This is a genomic window from Paraburkholderia sp. Ac-20342 (assembly GCF_017104985.1).
Taxonomy (GTDB): domain Bacteria; phylum Pseudomonadota; class Gammaproteobacteria; order Burkholderiales; family Burkholderiaceae; genus Paraburkholderia.
This window is the reverse complement of the sequence record NZ_JAAGPQ010000092.1, coordinates 12,650-31,141: the sequence shown is the minus strand read 5'-3', so window position 1 is coordinate 31,141 and position 18,492 is coordinate 12,650. Positions and strand designations below refer to the sequence as shown.

The 18,492-nt window shown below is 63.8% G+C and carries 15 protein-coding genes; 9 read left to right on the top strand and 6 right to left on the bottom strand.

Translation table 11 applies throughout. The annotated features are described in order from the left end of the window. The 4 genes from G3N58_RS27725 to acnA all read left to right on the top strand — a co-directional run. On the top strand, positions 1 to 160 hold a 160-nt coding region (locus G3N58_RS27725), incomplete at its 5' end, for a hypothetical protein (protein WP_346778304.1). 113 nt (positions 161 to 273) lie between these two features. After that, complete coding sequence (locus tag G3N58_RS27720; RefSeq protein ID WP_167039065.1) at positions 274 to 795, top strand: hypothetical protein; 522 nt, start codon at positions 274 to 276, stop codon at positions 793 to 795. A 29-nt stretch (positions 796 to 824) separates the two neighbouring features. Beyond that, entirely contained in the window at positions 825 to 2,288 is a 1,464-nt protein-coding gene (locus G3N58_RS27715) for a bifunctional 2-methylcitrate dehydratase/aconitate hydratase (RefSeq protein WP_206000806.1), read from the top strand. A 42-nt stretch (positions 2,289 to 2,330) separates the two neighbouring features. Further along, positions 2,331 to 5,045 carry an aconitate hydratase AcnA gene (acnA, locus tag G3N58_RS27710; RefSeq protein WP_205989022.1) on the top strand — a complete coding sequence of 905 codons (2,715 nt, stop codon included), beginning with the start codon at positions 2,331 to 2,333 and terminating at the stop codon, positions 5,043 to 5,045. Positions 5,046 to 5,164: 119 nt separating this feature from the next. Here the strand turns inward: acnA and G3N58_RS27705 are convergent, their stop codons facing one another. Further along, positions 5,165 to 6,616 carry an MFS transporter gene (locus tag G3N58_RS27705; RefSeq protein ID WP_277396988.1) on the bottom strand — a complete coding sequence of 484 codons (1,452 nt, stop codon included), beginning with the start codon at positions 6,614 to 6,616 and terminating at the stop codon, positions 5,165 to 5,167. A gap of 212 nt (positions 6,617 to 6,828) precedes the next feature. On the opposite strand from G3N58_RS27705, the gene G3N58_RS27700 reads away from it, so the two are divergent. Continuing rightward, entirely contained in the window at positions 6,829 to 7,872 is a 1,044-nt protein-coding gene (locus G3N58_RS27700; RefSeq protein WP_167284073.1) for a LacI family DNA-binding transcriptional regulator, read from the top strand. A 73-nt stretch (positions 7,873 to 7,945) separates the two neighbouring features. Here G3N58_RS27700 and G3N58_RS27695 read toward each other — a convergent pair whose 3' ends face one another. The 4 genes from G3N58_RS27695 to G3N58_RS27680 form a co-directional block, all read right to left on the bottom strand. Then, positions 7,946 to 8,701, bottom strand: a complete 756-nt coding sequence (locus G3N58_RS27695; protein WP_277396989.1) for an SDR family oxidoreductase — start codon at positions 8,699 to 8,701, stop codon at positions 7,946 to 7,948. Between the two features lie 11 nt (positions 8,702 to 8,712). After that, on the bottom strand, positions 8,713 to 9,909 hold the full coding sequence (locus tag G3N58_RS27690; RefSeq protein ID WP_167039055.1) for an aldose 1-epimerase family protein: 1,197 nt from the start codon (positions 9,907 to 9,909) through the stop codon (positions 8,713 to 8,715). Positions 9,910 to 9,993: 84 nt separating this feature from the next. Then, on the bottom strand, positions 9,994 to 10,908 hold the full coding sequence (locus tag G3N58_RS27685) for a sugar phosphate isomerase/epimerase (RefSeq protein WP_205989019.1): 915 nt from the start codon (positions 10,906 to 10,908) through the stop codon (positions 9,994 to 9,996). A 106-nt stretch (positions 10,909 to 11,014) separates the two neighbouring features. Then, on the bottom strand, positions 11,015 to 12,106 hold the full coding sequence (locus G3N58_RS27680; RefSeq protein ID WP_206000804.1) for a Gfo/Idh/MocA family oxidoreductase: 1,092 nt from the start codon (positions 12,104 to 12,106) through the stop codon (positions 11,015 to 11,017). 348 nt (positions 12,107 to 12,454) lie between these two features. Here G3N58_RS27680 and G3N58_RS27675 point away from each other — a divergent pair, with 348 nt between their 5' ends. Then, positions 12,455 to 13,465, top strand: coding sequence for a LacI family DNA-binding transcriptional regulator (locus tag G3N58_RS27675; protein WP_167039049.1), 1,011 nt, complete (start codon positions 12,455 to 12,457; stop codon positions 13,463 to 13,465). 52 nt (positions 13,466 to 13,517) lie between these two features. Here G3N58_RS27675 and G3N58_RS27670 read toward each other — a convergent pair whose 3' ends face one another. Continuing rightward, on the bottom strand, positions 13,518 to 14,555 hold the full coding sequence (locus tag G3N58_RS27670; protein ID WP_167039332.1) for a LacI family DNA-binding transcriptional regulator: 1,038 nt from the start codon (positions 14,553 to 14,555) through the stop codon (positions 13,518 to 13,520). 214 nt (positions 14,556 to 14,769) lie between these two features. Here G3N58_RS27670 and G3N58_RS27665 point away from each other — a divergent pair, with 214 nt between their 5' ends. From G3N58_RS27665 to G3N58_RS27655, 3 genes are read left to right on the top strand one after another with little or no spacing between them, the layout of a single operon-like run. Further along, complete coding sequence (locus G3N58_RS27665; protein ID WP_206000803.1) at positions 14,770 to 16,071, top strand: MFS transporter; 1,302 nt, start codon at positions 14,770 to 14,772, stop codon at positions 16,069 to 16,071. A 24-nt stretch (positions 16,072 to 16,095) separates the two neighbouring features. Next, positions 16,096 to 17,322 carry a CoA transferase gene (locus tag G3N58_RS27660; RefSeq protein ID WP_206000802.1) on the top strand — a complete coding sequence of 409 codons (1,227 nt, stop codon included), beginning with the start codon at positions 16,096 to 16,098 and terminating at the stop codon, positions 17,320 to 17,322. Next, a complete protein-coding gene (locus G3N58_RS27655) occupies positions 17,319 to 18,461 on the top strand; it encodes an extracellular solute-binding protein (protein WP_206000801.1) in 1,143 nt (380 codons plus the stop codon). The genes G3N58_RS27660 and G3N58_RS27655 overlap by 4 nt, the downstream gene beginning before the upstream one ends. The last annotated feature ends 31 nt before the right edge of the window (positions 18,462 to 18,492 follow it).

Genomic DNA, 18,492 nt, shown 5'->3' with positions numbered 1-18,492 from the left:
TGATGGGCGTGCCGACCGCGATGTTCACGCCGATCTTCGTGATCGCGCGCACGGCGGGCTGGAGCGCGCACATCATCGAGCAGCGCATCGACAACAAGATCATCCGGCCGAGCGCGAATTACACCGGCCCCGAGAATTTGAAGTACGTGCCGCTAAATAGGAGAAAATAGCGCTCGCTGCGCGCTTTCGAAGCGCGCGCAGTTCAACCCGCGCGGCCCCAGAACCGGTCTTCCGTGCACTGTTTAACTGAAATTAGATAGAAAGGTTTTCTCCATGAAAAAGCTGATGATCGCCGCCGTGATTGGCGCCCTGTCCACGACGATGCTGTCCGTCTCGACTGACGCCGCCGCGCAAACGGCGACCACCACGAAGCCGACCACCAAGCCGGCTGCCAAGAAGGCCGTCGCCAAGCGTCCGGAACCGCGCCGCCTGATCAAGCGCAAGCCGAACCCGGCGAAGGAAGCGAAGGTCGATCCGGTACCGGACGGCGCCGAAAAGTGGTCGTGCAAGGATGGTCTTTCTTTCGAAATGAAAGGCGACATGAAGCGTGACCAGATCGTCACGGTTCACTGGGCCAACAAGAACTACAACCTGCCGCGCGAAACGACCACCACGGGCGCGGACCGCTTCCACGACGCCGCAAGCGGTATGGACCTGGTCGTGATCCCGACCAAGGCGATGCTGTTCCAGGACAAGGACAGCTCGCGTCTCGCCGACGAGTGCCAAACCGCAGCCATGGCGCAAGGCGCGCCGGCAGCGACGCAATCGAACGCGATCAACAAGCTCGGCAACTAACTGATTTCCGCCGTCAGGAACGCTCCCCGATGTCTGCTCCGCTGATGTCAACGATATCGAACGTACGACCCGCCCCGGACACCGTCCTGGCGGATATCGTCGACTACGTTCTGAACTATCGGATCGACAGCACGCTCGCGCTGGAAACCGCGCGGCACTGTCTGATCGACACGCTCGGCTGCGGACTCGAGGCGCTCACCTACCCGGCCTGCACCAAGCTGATGGGACCGATCGTGCCGGGCACGATCGTCCCCAACGGCGCCAGGGTGCCCGGCACGTCGTTCCAGCTCGATCCGGTTCAGGCCGCCTTCAATATCGGCGCGATGATCCGCTGGCTCGACTTCAACGACACCTGGCTTGCCGCCGAATGGGGTCATCCGTCGGATAACCTCGGCGGAATTCTCGCGACGGCCGACTGGCTCTCGCGCACCGCCATCGCAGCGGGCAAGGCGCTGCTGACGATGAAAGACGTCCTGATCGCAATGATCAAGGCGCACGAAATTCAAGGCTGCATCGCGCTCGAAAACTCGTTCAACCAGGTCGGGCTCGATCACGTGCTGCTCGTCAAGCTCGCCTCGACCGCCGTGGTCGGCCAGCTGATCGGCCTCACCCGCGACGAACTGATCAACGCGGTATCGCAGGCGCTCGTCGATGGGCAGGCGCTGCGCACCTACCGCCATGCGCCGAACACGGGTTCGCGCAAATCGTGGGCAGCCGGCGACGCGACTTCGCGCGCGGTGCGCCTCGCGCTGATTTCGAAGACCGGCGAGATGGGCTATCCGTCGGTGCTCACGGCAAAAACGTGGGGCTTTTACGACGTGCTGTTCAAGGGCAACGCGTTCAGGTTCCAGCGTCCGTACGGCTCGTACGTGATGGAAAACGTGCTGTTCAAGATTGCGTTTCCGGCCGAATTCCACGCGCAGACCGCCGTGGAAGCCGCGCTCGCGCTGCATGCGCAACTGGCCGCGCAAGGCCGGCGCGTCGAAGACATCAGCAAGATCACGATTCGCACGCACGAAGCGGCGCTTCGTATCATCGATAAGAAAGGGCCGCTCGACAATCCGGCCGACCGCGATCATTGCCTCCAGTACATGGTCGCGGTGCCGTTGATTTTCGGCCGCCTCACGGCCGCCGATTACGAAGAGTCGGTCGCGCGGGACGCACGCATCGACGCGCTGCGCGCGAAGATGGCATGCGTCGAAGACGCGCAATTCACGAAGGATTATCACGACCCGGAGAAGCGTTCGATCGCCAATGCATTGACGATCGAATTCGACGACGGGGCGAAGTTCGACGAAGTCGTAGTCGAATACCCGATCGGGCACAAGCGCCGTCGCGAAGACGGTATCCCGTTGCTGGTCGAGAAGTTCAGGACCAACCTCGCGCGGCGCTTTCCGGTCAAGCAGCAACTGGCGATTCTCGGCGTGTCGCTCGATCAGGCCAGGCTCGAATCGATGCCGGTCAATGAGTACGTCGATCTGTACGTCATCTAGGTTAAGTACTGTAGTTCCGCGATCCAAACCAAGGAAAACACCATGGCCCACAACCTCCACAAAACGCTCAAGGAATTCGACAGCGGTTCCGGCAAAGGCAAGTTCTACTCCCTGCCGCAACTCGGCAAGGCACTGAACATCAAGATCGACCGCCTGCCGGTTTCGATCCGTATCGTGCTGGAATCGGTGCTGCGTAACTACGACGGCAAGAAAATCGCCGAAGAACACATCACGCAACTGGCGAACTGGAAGCCGACCGCCGCGCGCGTCGACGAAATCCCGTTCGTCGTGTCGCGCGTCGTGCTGCAGGACTTCACGGGCGTGCCGCTGCTCGCCGACATCGCCGCAATGCGCGGCGTCGCGAAGGCAGTCGGCAAGAACCCGAAGTCGATCGAGCCGCTCGTGCCGGTCGACCTCGTCGTCGACCACTCGGTGCAGATCGACCACTTCCGCGAGAAGGGCGCGCTCGACCTGAACATGAAACTGGAATTCCAGCGCAACAACGAGCGCTACCAGTTCATGAAGTGGGGCATGCAGGCATTCGACACGTTCAAGGTCGTGCCGCCGGGCGTCGGCATCGTTCACCAGGTGAACCTCGAATACCTCGCACGTGGCGTGCACAAGAAGGCTGACGGCACGGACACCGTGTACTACCCGGATTCGCTCGTCGGCACCGACAGCCACACGACGATGATCAACGGCATCGGCGTGGTCGGCTGGGGCGTGGGCGGCATCGAAGCCGAAGCCGGCATGCTCGGCCAGCCGGTGTACTTCCTCACGCCGGACGTGGTTGGCGTGAACCTGAAGGGCAAGCTGCGCGAAGGCGTGACCGCCACCGACCTCGTGCTGACGATCACCGAACTGCTGCGCAAGGAAAAAGTGGTCGGCAAGTTCGTCGAGTTCTTCGGCGAAGGCACGCGCTCGCTGTCGCTGCCGGACCGCGCGACGATCGGCAACATGGCGCCGGAATACGGCGCGACGATGGGCTTCTTCCCGGTCGACGAAAAGACCATCGACTACTTCAACGGCACGGGCCGCACCGACGCCGAAATCTCCGCGTTCGAAAACTACTTCAAGGCGCAGGAGCTGTTCGGCATCCCGAGCGAAGGCGACATCGACTACACGAATGTCGTCACGCTCGATCTCGGCACGGTCGCGCCGTCGCTGGCCGGTCCGAAGCGTCCGCAAGACCGCATCGAAATCGGCAACGTGAAGTCGACCTTCAGCGACCTGTTCTCGAAGCCGGTCGCCGAAAACGGCTTTGCGAAGAAGGAAGCCGACCTCGACGCGCAATACACGACGAGCAACGGCGTCGACGTGAAGAACGGCGACGTGCTGATCGCCGCGATCACCTCGTGCACGAACACCTCGAACCCGAGCGTGCTGCTGGCTGCCGGTCTGCTCGCGAAGAAGGCTGTCGAGGCTGGCCTCACGGTCGCGCCGCACATCAAGACGTCGCTGGCGCCGGGATCGCGTATCGTCACCGAGTACCTGACGAAGACCGACCTGCTCAAGTACCTCGACAAGCTCGGCTTCACGCTGGCCGCTTACGGCTGCACGACCTGTATCGGCAACGCGGGCGACCTGACGCCGGAACTGAACGAAGCGATCACGAAGAACGACATCGTCGCGGCAGCGGTGCTGTCGGGCAACCGTAACTTCGAAGCGCGTATTCACCCGAACATCCGCGCGAACTTCCTCGCCTCGCCGCCGCTCGTCGTCGCTTACGCGATCGCCGGCAACATCACGCGCGACCTGATGACCGAGCCGGTCGGCAAGGGCAAGGGCGGCAAGGACATCTACCTGGGCGACATCTGGCCGACCAGCGAAGAAGTCAACGCGCTGCTGAAGTACGCGCTCGACGCCGACGCGTTCCGCAAGAACTACTCGCAGCTCACGAAGAAGGGCGACCTGTGGAGCAAGATCGAGGGCGAGGAAGGCCAGGTCTACGACTGGCCGAAGTCGACCTACATCGCCGAGCCGCCGTTCTTCGGCAAGGACTTCTCGATGACGCCGGACACCAGCATCGCGCCGGTCAAGGGCGCGCGCGCACTGGGCATCTTCGGTGACTCGGTCACGACCGACCACATCAGCCCCGCCGGCTCGATCAAGGAAGACTCGCCGGCAGGCAAGTGGCTGAAGGCGAACGGCGTGCAGAAGGCCGACTTCAACAGCTACGGCTCGCGCCGCGGCAACCACGACGTGATGATGCGCGGCACGTTCGCGAACGTCCGCATCAAGAACCTGATGATCCCGGCGAAGGCGGACGGCACGCGCGTCGAAGGCGGCCTGACGATTCACCAGCCGAGCGGCGAACAGCAGTCGATCTACGACGCAGCGATGAAGTACATCGACGCCGGCACGCCGACCGTCGTGTTCGCGGGCGAAGAGTACGGCACGGGCTCGTCGCGCGACTGGGCGGCGAAGGGCACGCAACTGCTCGGCGTGAAGGCCGTGGTCGCACGCAGCTTCGAGCGTATCCACCGTTCGAACCTCGTCGGCATGGGCGTTCTGCCGCTGCAGTTCAAGGGCTCGGATAGCGTGCAGTCGCTCGGCATCACCGGCGAAGAAACGTACGACATCGAAGGCCTCGGCGACGACTTCAAGCCGCAACAGGAAGTCACGCTCGTGATCCACGGCAAGGACGGCGACAAGCGCGTTCCGGTCCTGCTGCGTATCGATACGCCGATCGAAGTCGACTACTACAAGCACGGCGGGATTCTGCCGTTCGTGCTGCGTTCGCTGCTGGCTGCTTAAGCTCGGCGACGACGCAAACAGCCTCGCTGTTTTGCAGGGGCTGCGTCCTGTGGAGGGCGCAGCCGACTTTGAAGCCCGACCTTTGGTCGGGCTTTTTTTGTCAAGATTCGAACAGGCAATCAGCGGCTCGCCGGCTGCAGTTCAAAACGTTGAATCTTTCCGACGACGAACAGGTAGCAGACGATTGCAATGAGCGCATTGGCGCTCACGAACACCAGCGCGGCCGCGAACGAACCCGTCCCCTGGACCAGATAGCCGATCACGATCGGCGTGGTAATACCCGCGGTATTGCCGAACGTGTTGAATAGCGCCGCGCACAGGCCGCTTGCCTGCTTCGGCGCGGTGTCCGCGACGACCGCCCAGCCGAGCGCGCCAATGCCCTTGCCGAAGAAAGCCGCGGCCATGATGCCGACCACGATCCACTGATTGTCGACATAGTTGCAGGCGATCATGCAGGTCGACAGCAGCATCCCCACGACAATGGGCACTTTGCGGGCCGCCGTCGTGGAAAAGCCGTGCTTCATCATGCGGTCCGAAATCACGCCGCCGAGCACGCCGCCAAGAAAGCCGCATATCGCCGGAATGGACGCGACGAAGCCGGCCTTCAGAACGGACATATGGCGCTCCTGCACCAGGTAAATCGGAAACCACGTCAGGAAGAAATAGGTCAGCGTGGTGATGCAGTACTGTCCGACGAAGACCCCCATCATCATTCTGTTTTTCAGAAGCTGCCCGACCACGCTGGACGATTTCGCAGCCGCGGACTGGCCCGTCGATTGCGCCGCGCGGCGCTCTTCGGCGAGCACCGGGTCTTCGAGATCGACAAGCGCGCCGCCGTCGGCGATGAAGCGGACTTCAGCCTCGTTCGCGAGCGGATGGGCTTTGGGCGCATAGACCGTCTTGACCCAGATGCCCGCGATCACCACGCCGATCCCGCCCATCGTAAAGAACACGTACGGCCAGCCGTAGGCGTGCGTGATCCAGCCCATCAACGGCGTGAAAATCACCGCCGCGAAGTACTGCGCGGAATTGAAGATGGCGCTGGCGGTGCCGCGTTCGTGCGTCGGGAACCATGCCGCGGTCAAGCGCGAATTGCCGGGGAATGCCGGTGCTTCGGCGGCGCCGACCAGAAACCGCAACACGAACAGCGTGGCGACGGCCATCACCGCAGGCAGCAGCGTAACCACCCCCTGGAGCGCGGTCAGAATCGACCAGAACAGGATGCTGCCGGCATACACCCGCCTTGTGCCGAAACGGTCGAGCAGCCACCCGCCCGGTATCTGCGCGATCACGTACGACCACGCGAACGACGAAAAGATGTACCCCATCTCAACGGGGGACACGCCGAGCGAATGCTGGATCGACGAGCCCGTGATCGAAATCGTCGCGCGATCCGCGAAGTTCAGGGTCGTGACCACGAACAGCATCGCAACGATCAGGAATCGCGCCCGGCTTCTACCGGCATGCGGATCGGTCCGCCCCCCGGCCGAAGGCAGCGAGCCTGCTCCGAGGTCCGGTCCGGGTGCCGCGCTGCCCTGCATCTCACCTGTATGCCCAGGTCCTTGTCGCATCTGTGCCTCCGATTTTTATCAGATGTCCTATGACTGCGACAGATTATGTTTGCGCAAACATTTTTAAAATAAGGGTTTCCCCGGTGTTTTAGGCTATCTAAACATACGATGTCATATGAGAAATATCGCATTTTCTCAGACTTTTAGCCCCGGTACACAACGGGGCGGCGGAAAAAATCCGCTTAAAATAACGTCCACCGACGGAGCAAGGAATGGACGAAGCTTTGACACAAGACGCCGCAGGACAGGCCCCCCGGACCGGCGCGAGCGTTACCCTGGAAGATGTGGCCCGGGTCGCGGGCGTCACCGCGATGACGGTGTCCCGCGCACTGAATCGCCCCGAACTCGTCCGCAGTGAAACGCAAAAGCGGGTTATCGAGGCGGTGCGCAAGACGGGCTACGTGCCGAACATGCTGGCCAGCGGATTGACGAGCAACAGGAGCCGGCTGGTGGCCTTGCTGTTGCCCACCATTGCGACGTCCATCTTTACGGATATGGTCCAGGCGCTGATGCACACGCTGTCCGCGTCGGGCTACGAGACCCTCCTCGGCCTGACGGAATACTCCTCGATGCGCGAGGAAGAACTGGTTCGCACCCTGCTCGGCCGGCGGCCCGACGGGATCGTCCTGACCGGCACCGACCATACGGACCTCACGCTCGAACGGCTGAGCCAGGCCAACGTGCCCATCGTCGAAATCTGGGACCTCACCGATAAGCCTATCGACATGCTGGTCGGGTTCTCGCACGAGGCGCTCGGCTCGGCGGTCGCGCGGCACCTCATGGAAAAGGGCTACAAGCGGTTCGGCGTCGTTTCCGCGGACGACCCGCGAGGATTGAGGCGGAGCCACGCCGTCATCAACGAACTGCAAAAGCACAGTGCGTCGCCAATTCCCCTTGAAGTGCTCCCCGCACCGGCGACGCTCCAGACCGGCAGGGAAGGCCTGACGCGGATGCTCGAAGCGGGGCTGCCGGAAGTCATCGTCTGCAGCACCGATACGCTGGCTCAAGGCATTCTGGCCGAGGCGGCAAGCCGCGGCCTGCGCATTCCCGAAGACGTCGCGGTCATGGGATTCGGCGACCTGAGTACGGCCGCTCATGTTTATCCCGCGCTATCGACCGTGCGCGTCGATGGAGCCGCGATCGGCAAGACCGCGGCCGAAGCGTTGCTGGGCCGCTTCGGTGCGCGCGAGAGCGCCTCTTCGGCGCCCGTTCGGGTCGATACGGGGTTTTCGATCATCGACCGGGCGAGCGCATAGCGGCGCGTGCCGCGATTGATATGCGCAGTATCGACGTCTCAAACAGCGGACGCGTGCGGGCTCACGCGCACGATCAGCGCATCACCCATCCCCCATCCACGGACAGCGTCTGCCCGGTAATGAACCCCGCTTCCTCGGAGGCGAGAAAGACGACCGCGGCGGCAATATCGTTCGCGTGGCCGCGCCGCTTGATGGACTGGCGCTCGAGCACCATGCGCTCGTAACCCGGCAGGTCGGGATGGATGGCCTCGGCCGCCGTCGGAAATGCGCCCGGCGAGATCGCATTGCAGGTGATGCCCTCGGCGCCGAACTCCCGCGCGAGCGCGCGCGTGTTGCCGACCATCGCGCCCTTGGATTCCACATAGGGCTGCAACCGCTCCCAGCCGCCCGAAAGCGTGATGGACGCGACGTTGATAATGCGGCCCCATCGCTGTTCGCGCATGCCCGGCAGCGCCGCGCGAACGATCTGCAGTGCGGCCGAAACGTTCACGCGGTAAATCAGCGCGCGCTCGTCGTCGGAATACGCTTCGAAAGGCCTGGACGGATAAATGGCCGCGTTGTTGATGACCACGTCGAGCGGCGCCTCGGCCGTCAGCCGGTCCAGCGTCCGCTGCAACGCGGCTGCGTCGGCGAGATCGATCTGCAGGGTTTGCAATGAGTCGGCGAACTCGGGCCCCGCCGCGTCGCGCAACCGCGCCAGCGCCTCGACGTCGCGATCGAGCGCGAGCAGGCGCGCGCCCTGCCGCAACAGCGCCAGGCTCATGCCGTGGCCGAGCCCGCCCGCCGCGCCGGTCAGCAACACGCGCCGGCCACGCAAGGAAAACTGCATCGCTTGCGCGCTCATACGGCGGCTCCTCGTCCTTCGCGTCCACTCAACGGCGCAAACTGGCCGGAGAGTTCGGGGTAGTCGTCGGACGGCTGTTCGGCAATCGCGCGAATGCGCCGCTCGCTGCCGGCAATTTCATCCGCGCCGGCGAGGATGCGGATGTTGGTCTGATAGCGGCGCTCGTCGCCATGTTCAAGCCAGATCAGTTCGCCGCGCTCGCGCGCGCCGCCTTCTCCGAGCACGTGATTCGTCGAGGGCTCGATGCCGAGCGCGTACTGTCCGGCCTGCAGGTTCTGCCATTGATACTGACAGGGAAACTGGTCCTTGCGGGTCGTCACTTCCACGCCGATGCCGAGCCGGTCGTTGACCAGCGCCACGGGCACGAGGCCCGCGTCGTCCGCCTTCATTTCGTGCTGCCAGACCTGCTCGTGAAAACCCAGCTGGGGCGCCGGCATGCGCCGATAGCCGACTCCCTGGGCACGGTACGCATCGGCATGTGCCGCCCATACCGCGTGCCGGATCGGCGCGAGGTAGCGGGCGCCCTCGTCGAGCACCGGGTAGCCGATGTTCAGGTGGTAGCACAGCATGTGCGGCGTGCGGTAGAAACCGCGATTGACCACGCGGTCGCTCAGTTGAATGTCGTTGGTGCCCACCTCGATCTCGATGCGCCGATGCAATTCCAGGTGCTCGCCGAACACCGTGCCCTGCGAAACGATGCCCTCGGCCCACAGGAAGCAGCGCTCTCCGTCCCAACGCTCGCCATAGCCCGCGAGGCGCGCCGGGATCGTGCCGACCCGGCCGTGGATCGAGTGCTGCACCTTCTGGCGCGGCTTGTACACGTAGTTGTCCGCGGGCGCGTCATGCATGAAGAGGATATGGTCCAGCCCGCAGGTGACCATCAGGCCCGAAAACGACCGCAGCCAGCCGAGACCGCCCTCGCCCTCGTACTCGTGCAGGCCGGGATGCCGGAAACCGGCGGGCGAATGCCAGCCCACCGCATAGCCGCGAAACTCGCAGTCGGCGATATCCATCGCGCGATCCACCAGCACGGTAAAGCGCAGCCCCGTGCCGCTGCGAAACTCCAGTTGCCGGATGCCGCGCTCCAGGCCATCTTCGAGCGTGACCAGTCGCACGCCGGCAAACTGGGCCAGTTGTCCGCAGCGCGCTTCGATCTGCTGCCGGTTCATCGTCGTGGCGTATAGCTGCACCATGTGTACGTCTACTCCGGAAACCGGCACTCGCGGTGCCGGGTTGATGTGGAAGGCGGGAACTCGCGGCGCGGCGGCGCGCCGTTTTCAAACACCGTTGGCGCGCAGCTTGCCGTCCAGAAACGCCTTGGCGCGCGGCACGTCGTCTTCGGTCAGGTGCTCGATGATGATCGGGATGTTGGGGTGACGCTTCGCGAGACGCCGCAGGTACAGGTCGTAATTCAACGCGCCAAGCCCCGGCGCGGGCAACTCGATCTCGCCGACACCGCGGAACGTATGGCTCTCCGCCGCATCGGCATCGCCGATATCGGAGTGCTTTTCCGACTTGTCGCCGCCGGCACGTTTGACGTCCTTCGCGTGAGCAATGCAGATCTTGTCGGACAGCGCATCGAACACCTGGTTGAGCGTCTTGTCCATCTGGTCGATGTTATGGTCTTCGAAGTAATTGGTCGGGTCCATCAATAACCCGAGTCCCGGATGATCGACTTCGGCGAACATGCGCAGGGTTTCTTCCACCGAGCCGACGACGTTGTTCACGTAGGTTTCGAGCAGGAACACGGCGCCATGATCATAAGCATGCTGCGCCAGTTCCTGAATCACGGCCCGGCATTGTTCCCAGCCTTCCTCGGTCTTGTTGCGGGGGTGATGAACCCAGTCGCTGTCGGTCGCGAACGTACCCGTCTCCGAGATCACATACGGCGAGCCCAGATACTGCGCATGAGCGATGATTTCCTTCAGGTAGTCATTGCGCCGCTGCCGTTCCTGCGCATCGGGATGCACGATGTTGGTATAGCCGGAGATGCACGACACCGGCAGGTTGTGATCGCGGAACGTGTTGCGGATGCGCTCGCATTTGTCCTGGGTGATCTGGCCGCGGCCGAGGTCCATGTCCTTGAAGTGCAAGTCCAGTTGCACGGTATTGAAGCCGTGCGCGCGAATCTTGCCCGCCGCGGTGGCCAGGTCGTACGGAAAATAGCCTGAGAAAATGCCGGGTTGAATCATCCTCTGTCTCCTTGGGATGAGCCGGCCGCCTCATGGGGCAACCGGTTGCCTGCCTGCTAAGTGGTCCTACGGGAACGGAAACGGCTGGGAACCTGAGGCAACGCTCCTAGCCGGGAAGCGGAATTTCGGTCATGCGCACGGTACGGCGCTCGGTGGCGGACCGATACGCGGCCTCGACCAAGGCCATGGTCCTGACGTTGTCGGCCACCGTCAGCGCGGGCTCGGTGCCGCTCGCGAGCGCGTATTGCAACTGCTCCATCACGCCGATGAAAGCGTGCGGGAACCACATCGTCGACCATTCGGGCGTGACCCACTGGCCGTCCGTCATGCGTTGCGACGCGTAGCTCAGCGTGGAGGGCTTGCCGTGCGGCCAGCCGATCGTGCCCTTCGCCACGCCCTCGGTGCCCTCGACGCGCCAGTTGATGTATTGATCGTCCGCGAAACCGTCGTGGCGCGGTCCGGCCCAGACATCCTCGAGCGAGAAGGCGATCACGCCCGACTCGAACCGCAGCGTCGTGCCCACGATGCCGTCCTGATGCGCGAAGCGCGTACGCGGGTCGGTGCGCACCACGCTGGTGACTTCCGTGGGCTCGCCGAACAGATGGCGCAGAACATCGAGGTGATGCACGCTCATGTTGGACAACGTGAGCCGGTCGTAGCCTTCAAGAAAGCCCTGCCAGTGCGGAATCGCATGCATGTCGATCTGGGCCAGCACCGGTTCGCCGAGCGCGCGTTCATCGAGCAGCTGCTTGAGCACGCGCATGGACTGGTCGTAGCGCATGTTCTGGTTGACCGACAGAAGCTTGCCGGCCCGGCGCGCCTCGTCGCGCAACGCCAGCGCTTCCGGCAACGACAGGGCCAGCGGCTTTTGCGCGAGCACGGCCTTGACGTGGGGTGCCGCCAGCGCGGCGCGAATCAGCGCGGGTTGTTGATCGGGGGGAAACGCGATGTCCACGATCTGCACCTCGGGATCGTCGATCAACGCCTGGGGCGTGTCATGCACGCGCCCGATCGACCATCGCTGCGCCACCGCCTGCGCCCGGCCGGGCGTGCGCGAGGCGATCGCCGCGACCTTGAAGCCGGCCTCGCGATAGGCGGCCAGATGGCAATCCGCCATGATCATGCCGGCGCCGATGCAGCCAATGGTGTAGCTGCGTTCGCGCACAGGCGCATCGGGTTGGAAGCCGATTACGGACATGCTCGTCTCCTGTTGGTATCGGCCGGCGAAAACCGCCCCGCTCGCCTGCCGGGGGCCGATCGATCGCCGATCCGTTTAGACGCGAATATCACATCTTTTTTATTTGAATGCAACATCATTTTGCTTACTAATTTCACTTTATTAACATCAATTTGATGTTATCGCTATTCCATGCTGCCAGTCTGCTGCGACCTGAAACGCAACGCCTGTAATGCCTTACCAGTGCGAGAGATGAGCCTCAAATCACAAGCCGTAGTCAGCCAGTATCAACCCATCAAAATGAGGCAATTCAATCAAAATGATGTGATATGATCAGCTCATGAACCCAACCACCGAGCCAATCACGCCATGACCCGCGCCACCATCACGGCCATTGCCGAAGCCGCGGGCGTCTCGACCGCCACGGTGGACCGCGTCCTGAACGGGCGCGAAGGCGTGCGCAGCCACACCCGAGACCACGTGCTGGCCGTTGCACGCAAGCTCGGTCACGCCGGGGAAGCGGACCAGGGCGCCCAGGCCGGCATCCGCCTGAGCTTCGTCCTGCCCGCCGGCGACAACAGCTTCATGTCCCTGCTGCATCAGCATCTGCTGGTGGAAGCGCAATGCCGGCCGGAAGTCCAGGCAAGAATGCATCTGGTCGAGGGCTTCAACGCCGAAAAGCTCGCCGCCCAGTTGCATCAACTGAAGGGCAATACCGATGCGGTCGGGCTCGTCGGGCTCGATCATCCGCAGGTTCGCGATGCCATTGCCGCCTTGCAGGCAAGCGGCGTCCATGTCTGCACGCTGGTCTCGGATATCCCGACGTCGGCGCGCATGGCCTATGTGGGTATCGACAATCGCGCGGCCGGGCGTCTCGCCGCATGGCTGCTGGGGCGCTTCCTGCCGCAGGGCGTGCCGCAGGAAGTCGCGGTGTTTCTCGGCTCGCTGGCCTACCGGGGACACGAGGAGCGCGAAATGGGATTTCGCGCGTTGCTCAGCGAAGAGTTTCCGCACATCAGGATCGCCCGCATGCTCGAAATCGGCGACGACCGTGCCCGCGCCTACGAGCTGACCCGGCAGATGCTGCAGCAGGGAACGCCCGCGGGCATCTACAACATCGGCGCGGGCAATTCGGGAATCGGCCGCGCCTTGCAGGAAGCCGGGCTGCAACGCCAGATCATGTTCGTCGGCCATGATCTCACCCACATTTCCCGGCAATTCCTGCTGGATCGCACCATGGACGCGGTCATCGAACAGAATCCCCGCGTCGAGGCGCGTGAAGCGGTCCGGCTGCTGGCGTCGGCGGTGCGAGGACAAGCCGAACCGACCTATATGCCCCGGCTACAGGTCATCTTCCGGGAAAACATTCCGCTGAGTTGATGAGCGCACGGGCCTGACAAACAGGCCCGGCCTGCAACACAACCCCGTAAAACTAGGTACTTTCTCTGACGACGAGATCGAAGCCCACGTCGAGCGCCTCGGTCTCCAACGGCTGCTTGTTCAGGCGGCGCACGAGCAGACGTGCCGATTGCGCGCCGATGTCGCGTGCCGGCACATGCACGGTCGTCAGTCCCGGATGCAACTGTCCAGCAAAGTCGTAGTCGCCAAAACCCGTGATGGCGATTTCATCAGGAACCCTGATGGACGCACCGATGCACTCGAGCAACGCGCCGCCCGCAAAGACGTCGCTCGAAAACACGATCGCATCCGCCTCCGGGTAACGCTGCCTGATGTCGTGGAAAAGCTCGGCGCCGACGCTCATCGATAGAGGCCGGTCGCGATAGATCACCTCGCGCACCTTCTTGCCCTTGAAGTGTTCCGCGACGCCTTCGAGAAAGCCCGCGTGGCGCTGCTCGGCCCGATAGTCGCCCGGAAAGATGACGGCGGCAAACGCAAGCTTTTTGTAGCCGCGCCCAGCGAGATGCGCCACCACCGCGCGGGCGGCGTCGCGATTCGAAAAGCCGACCAGCATGTCGATCCGCTCCTCGGTCCAGTCCCAGGTTTGCACGACGGGAATCCCCGCCTTGCGCAGCAGCGAAATCGTCTCCGGACGATGCACCGTGCCGATCAGGCAGACGCCGTCGGGACGGCGGCCCAGCATGCTGCGCACGAGTTCGTACTCTTTCTCGGGCGAGTAGTCCGTGTGACCGAGAAAAAGCTGATACCCCTCGGTCAGCAATACGTCGGACATGCCCTGCACGGTCTCGGCGATCACCGAGGCCGCGAGCGTCGGAATGATCATCGCGATCGTCTTGCTGCGGTTGGACGCCAGCTGGCTCGCGGAAAGATTCGGTACGTATCCGGTGGCCTCGACCGCGGCCGTGATGCGCGCGAGCGTGTGCCCGGCGACCGTGTCCGGAAATCGCAAGGCTCGCGATACGGTCTGCGCCGACACGCCCGCCTGCGCGGCGACCTCGGCCAGCGTGACCGTGTAGGAAAGCGATTTGCGACGTGATGCGGGCCGATCCATTCCTGCTCCAGTTAAGGGTTTGCCGCCGATGCGGCGGTGCAAACCATCATTTTCGTCAGATTTCCGCGGTTCCACCACCTTCACCCCCTGCGCCGGGTAAACACCTGGTTTCGATCGCCACATCTCAACGCTAACATTAACGCTAACATTAGCGCTAGCGAAAATTTCGTTCGAGTCGCGCAAGTACACAAAGAAGGGACCAAAGGAGACAAGGATGGCCGGCACTTCCCAACCACGGCAGAAGCTGTGGATTCCCCTTACCGCCAGCGCGGTAGGGACGTTCGTCGAATGGTTCGACTTCATTCTGTACGGCGCCGCGTCCGCCTTGATCTTCAACAGACTGTTCTTCCCGAGCTTCGATCCGGTCACGGGCACGATGGCCGCCTTCTCCGCCTACGCGGTGGGCTTCTTCTTCCGGCCGCTCGGTGGCGTGGTGTTCGGTCACTTCGGCGATAAATACGGCCGCAAGCCCGTGCTGATCGTAACGCTGTGCATGATGGGCCTGTCGACGGCCGCGATCGGGCTGCTGCCCACGTATCAGCAGATCGGCATCTGGGCGCCCGTCATGCTCGTCGTTCTGCGCATCGTCCAGGGCTTGGGCGCCGGTGCGGAATACGGCGGCGCGGTGCTGGTGGCAGCCGAGGCCGTCAACCGGCGGCACGGCTTTTTCGCCAGCTTCCCCGCGGCGGCCGTCGATCTGTCGCTGGTCTGCGCAACCGGCGCAATCGCGCTGTTCAGCCTGATGCCGAGCGAGCACTACCTGACGTGGGGCTGGCGCATTCCGTTTGTCGGCAGCCTGCTCGTGCTCGCGTTCGGCCTCTTCGTACGCCGCAATCTCAAGGAAACGGACGACTACCGGCGCGGCACCGACAGGCAGGCGCGCAAGATGCCGCTGCGCACGCTGCTGCGCGAACACAAGGCTCGCCTGCTGGTCGCCATGGGGGTCAATCTCACCCCGAGCCTGTCCTACGTTTTCCAGATCTTTGCGTTGTCCTACGCAACGAAGCAGCTGCATATGCCGCAGAACACCATCCTGATCGGCGTGATCCTGTCGGGTATCTGCGGTGCGATCGCGACCGTGGGATTCGGCGCGCTCTCCGACCTCGTCGGCCGGCGCACGGTGATTTTCGGCGGCGCGATCTTCGTCTGCCTGTTCGTCTTCCCGTTCTTCAGGATGCTCGACAGCGGGACGCCGTGGATCGTCTGGGCCGCGGTCGTGCTCGCCCATCTCGGCGAACGCGCGGTCTTCGGCGTGCAACCGGCCTATTACCGCGAGCTGTTCCCGGTGGAAGTGCGCTACAGCGGCATTTCGGTCGCTCGCGAGGTGACGGGTTCGCTGGTCGCCGGTCCGCTGCCGCTCGTCGCCACCGCGCTGATCGCCTCGACGAGCGGGCAGACATGGCCGCTGGCGTCTCTCGTCATCGGCCTTGCGGGTCTGACCGCCATCTCGATCCTGTGCGCGGGACGACTCGATCGCCCGGCCGCCAACACGAACCCAGCCACGGCGAACGGCTGATACTTTTTATAGGAAGCATGCAACATGCAAAAGAATGAACCCCGGGGCGCGCTGAGCGGATACCGCGTACTCGACTGCTCGATCGCGATGGCGGGCCCCTTCGCGGCACAACGCCTGGGCGACCTCGGCGCGGACGTCATCAAGGTGGAACCGACCACCGGCGAATGGCAACGCCACACTTCGGCGGGCGGCGCGCGGGGCAACCAGATCAACGTCTCGTTCCTTTCGCTGAACCGCAACAAGCGCTCCGTCGCGATCGACCTGAAGGCCGAAGAAGGGAAAGCGGCCCTGTACGAACTCGTCAAGAGCGCGGACGTGTTCCTGCAGAACTACCGCCCCGGTGTGGCGAAGCGGCTCGGCGTCGACTACGACACGCTCAAGGCGCTGAATCCGAAGCTCGTGTACGTCTCGATGTCGGGATACGGCGAAGACGGCCCCTACGTGCAGCGTCCGGGCCAGGATCTGCTGCTCCAGGGGATGTCGGGTGCGATGCTGTCCGCCGGTCGTGCGGACGAACCGCCGCAGGCCGCGGGCCAGTTTCTCGTCGACGCGGTCGCGGCCTCGACCGCGTTCGAAGCGGTCCTCACTGCCCTGCTGCATCGCGAGCGCACCGGCGAAGGCCAACTGGTCAAGGTCAACATGCTCGACGCGATCGTGACGCTGCAGATGCAGGAGCTGACCGTCTTCACCCAGGGCAAGGTGCCGCAAAAGCGCAGTCACGAGCCGCATGGTCACGTGTTCATTCGCGCGCCGTATGGTGCTTTCGCCACCCGCGACGGCTACATCATCGTCGCGTTCCCGCCGCTCAAGAAATTCGGTGAGCTGATCGGTGAGCCGAGCTTTCTCGACATGGTCGACGAAGTCGACGGCTTCGCACGCCGCGATGAGATTTTCGCGCGCACGCGCGAGCGTCTGACCGCGCGCACGAGTGAGGAATGGCTGGCACTGTTCGCCGAGCACGATATCTGGGCGGGGCCGGTCTACAGCTATGCGGACGTCGTCGAAGATCCGCAGATCCGGCACAACGGCACGTTCGTCGAATACGAGCACCCGACCGAAGGCCTCGTCAAGGCGCCGGGCTTCCCGTATCAGTTCGAGAAAACGCCCGGTTCGGTGCGGATGGGCGCACCGCTCGTGGGCGAACATACGCGCGAAATCCTTCGTTCGGCAGGCCTCGACGATGCGGCCATCGACGCTCTGGTGGCGCGCGGCGTGGTCAAGGAGCATGCGCACGAAACGGAGAAGGCATGATGCGCTCCTACCGCGCACTCACCTGGGATCATCCGCGTGGCTATGAGGCGCTTGCCGCCGCAGCAAGCGCGCGGGCGGATGTCGACGGTGTCGATATCCAATGGGAAAAGCAGCCGCTGGAAGGCTTCGAGTCGCATCCGATCGAGGAACTGTGCAGCGCGTATGACATCGTCGTGCTCGATCATCCGCATCTCGGCGAGGCAGTCGCGCGCGGCTGCCTGCAACCGCTGGAAGCGCTGTTCGAGGCGAGCGACATCGCCCAGTGGCAAGCGCAATCGATCGGTCCGTCCTTGCGCTCCTACCAGATCGGCGGACAAACGTGGGCGTTGCCGCTCGACGCCGCGGCACAGGTCATGGCCTGCCGGCCCGACCTGCTCGACGCGCCGCCGCCCGCGACGTGGGCCGACGTAATCGACCTTCCGGCGGCGACGCCCGTCGCGCTTTCTCTGGCGGGACCGCACGCGATCCTGACGTTCATGTCGATCGCGGCGACGCTCGGCGAGCCGATCGGCTCGCTGGAACCGGGGGTTTTCGTCTCGGAGCCGACGGGCCGCAAGGTACTGGACGTGCTCAGGGCGCTGTACCGCCGAACCGCCCCAGAGACGATCGCGCTCAACCCGATCCGGATGCTCGACCTGATGAGCTCGACGGATCGTCTCGCGCTGTGTCCGCTGATCTTCGGCTACGTCAACTACTCGCGCGGCGCGACGACCTCGCGCGCGGTCCGTTTCGCGGATGTGCCGACGTTCTCCGGCGCGCCGTCGGAGGCCACCTCGGTCATCGGCGGCACGGGCATCGCGCTCAGCACACGCTGCGAGGCGACGCCGGCGCTCCTCGCGCATCTGCGCTGGCTGCTTTCCGAACCGGCGCAACGCGAGTTCATTCCACAGCATGCCGGGCAGCCGAGCCACCGGGCCGCGTGGCATGACGGCCGCGTGAACGAACTGACGCACGGCTTCTTCGAGCGGACTTCGCGAACACTCGAACAGTCGTGGGTGCGGCCGCGCTTCGACGGCTACATCGCGTTCCAGACCGAGGCGTCGGCCATGGTCAGAGACACGCTCGCGCGCGGCGCCGGCGATGCCGATCTGCTGAACGGGCTTCAGTCGTCGTACCGGCAATGCTTCAAACCCGTCTGAATACCTGGCCATGACCAGGCAACTACCAGGA